At 58.9% G+C, this 1,602-nt stretch carries 3 protein-coding genes; 2 read left to right on the forward strand and 1 reads right to left on the reverse strand.

The features are described 5' to 3' along the window. A partial coding sequence (locus tag EOA27_RS41710) for a hypothetical protein (RefSeq protein WP_210214198.1) occupies positions 1-241 on the forward strand: 241 nt, incomplete at its 5' end. On the opposite strand, the gene EOA27_RS35745 is transcribed toward EOA27_RS41710, so the two are convergent. After that, on the reverse strand, positions 211-1,002 hold the full coding sequence (locus EOA27_RS35745) for an aspartate/glutamate racemase family protein (RefSeq protein WP_127258645.1): 792 nt from the start codon (positions 1,000-1,002) through the stop codon (positions 211-213). The two genes, EOA27_RS41710 and EOA27_RS35745, sit on opposite strands and share 31 nt — an antisense overlap. 290 nt (positions 1,003-1,292) lie before the next feature. On the opposite strand from EOA27_RS35745, the gene EOA27_RS35750 reads away from it, so the two are divergent. Then, a partial coding sequence (locus EOA27_RS35750; protein ID WP_281059515.1) for a glycine betaine ABC transporter substrate-binding protein occupies positions 1,293-1,602 on the forward strand: 310 nt, incomplete at its 3' end.

A 1,602-nucleotide genomic window follows, 5' to 3' on the forward strand; every position in this document is an offset into this window, starting at 1 on the left:
AGTGAGAGGCTCGTCGACCATTTCACGCTTCTCCACGGGCTTCAATAGAGGTCAGGCGGCGAACGACGCCAGCACCTCACGGCATTTGCGCTTCGCCAACAAAGGCCTGACGAAATCGTTCGATGAGGCAGCTCGAAGCGATAACGCGGCAAAGCAAGCCGACCGGCTCAAACGCCTCGATAGTCCCGCCCGCCCTGATCGGCACATTCATCATCCGCTGACTTTGGCTGAGTGTGCCTGACCGAACAGACGGCCTTCTCCCCTGGAGAGGTTCCCAACGCTCGCGTTAGAAAGCGCATCCCAGGCGGTTGCCTGGTTGCTGGTAACGACAGGAACGCCCAGCGCCGCCTCAAGTTCGCCGACGATGCCTGCAGTCGTTAGGCCGGTACAGGAAATGAACAGAGCGTCGCTTTGCGGGTGGATCGCGTCCCGCGCCGCGGCCTTCAGCGATGCAGGCGACAGGCGGTTCATTTGCTGGTCGCCATCAAGGTCGAATGTCGAACAGCGGTCGAGCGCAAAGCCTTTGGCGACGAGGTGATCCGCGACCAGGTCGGCGGCTTCTTGATGGTAGGGCGCGAGTATCGAAATCCGCCGCGCCTCCAACGCCTTGAGCCCTTTGGCTGCGGCCTCGATAGGCGTCACGACCGGGATGCCCGGCTGGGCAGCCGATAGCGCCTCATGGACCCGCTCTATGCCGATCGCGACGGTACCGGATGTGCACGAAAATGCCATGGCATCGAGGCGTCCGCTGGATGCCAGCAGTTGGGCTGCCTTTGTCAGGTGATCGCCCATGGCCGCGAGCGAGGCAGCGTCGGCCACCTTGTCCATTGGTACCCGCGTCACCAGCATCTCGACGCCCTCTACGAAGGAGAGCCAATTGCGTAGATCGGCAACGCTGGCGCGATCGACCGAAAGGCAGATAAGCCCGACGGCGGCTCGGAAGCCGATACCGGCGTCAAAGCTTGAGTCGTCGGTTTTGACAAGGTTCCAATTGCGCTGCATTGCGGGTACCTATCGATGAGAATGAGCTAGGCCCGCCCGCGGGTTCGATACATTCATATTGTGCAACGTTGATTTGGGTGGACGTCAACCAAACAGCATAAATCTTGAGAGTTGTGGCTTCTGTCCCCGAGAATTATGCGGGCTTCTAGGGGCTATATGCCCAGCCGACGACGAAGGGGAAAGTTTGAAAACCACGAATGTAAAAGCCCTCAGAATGATATGTGTGTGAGGGTCCCGGCGCCGTAGCTTGGCTCGAATATGGGTCATTCACACGGAAATCGGGGACCTCGATGCTCGGCAATCTCATAGCTTACGGGAAGAAAATAGTTGTGCCGATTACCATTGTGTCGGCACTCGCCTGTGGCCAGGTGGCGGCCCAGGATCAGTCAGGTCCCATCAAGATAGTCGTGACCGGCATTACCGATGCCGATTTCATAGCCAACGTGTATGGGGCTTTTCTCGAGAAGCAGGGTTTTAAAGTCGAGCGCGTCAAGGCCGATTACGCGGCCCAATTCGTCGGCCTTGAGGCAGGCGATCTCGATTTCTCGACAAGCATCTGGGAAACCAGTCGCGACATCTTCGACGCAGCGTTGGCCACGG

Origin of the sequence: Mesorhizobium sp. M2A.F.Ca.ET.037.01.1.1 (assembly GCF_003998075.1) — a bacterium.
GTDB lineage: Bacteria > Pseudomonadota > Alphaproteobacteria > Rhizobiales > Rhizobiaceae > Mesorhizobium.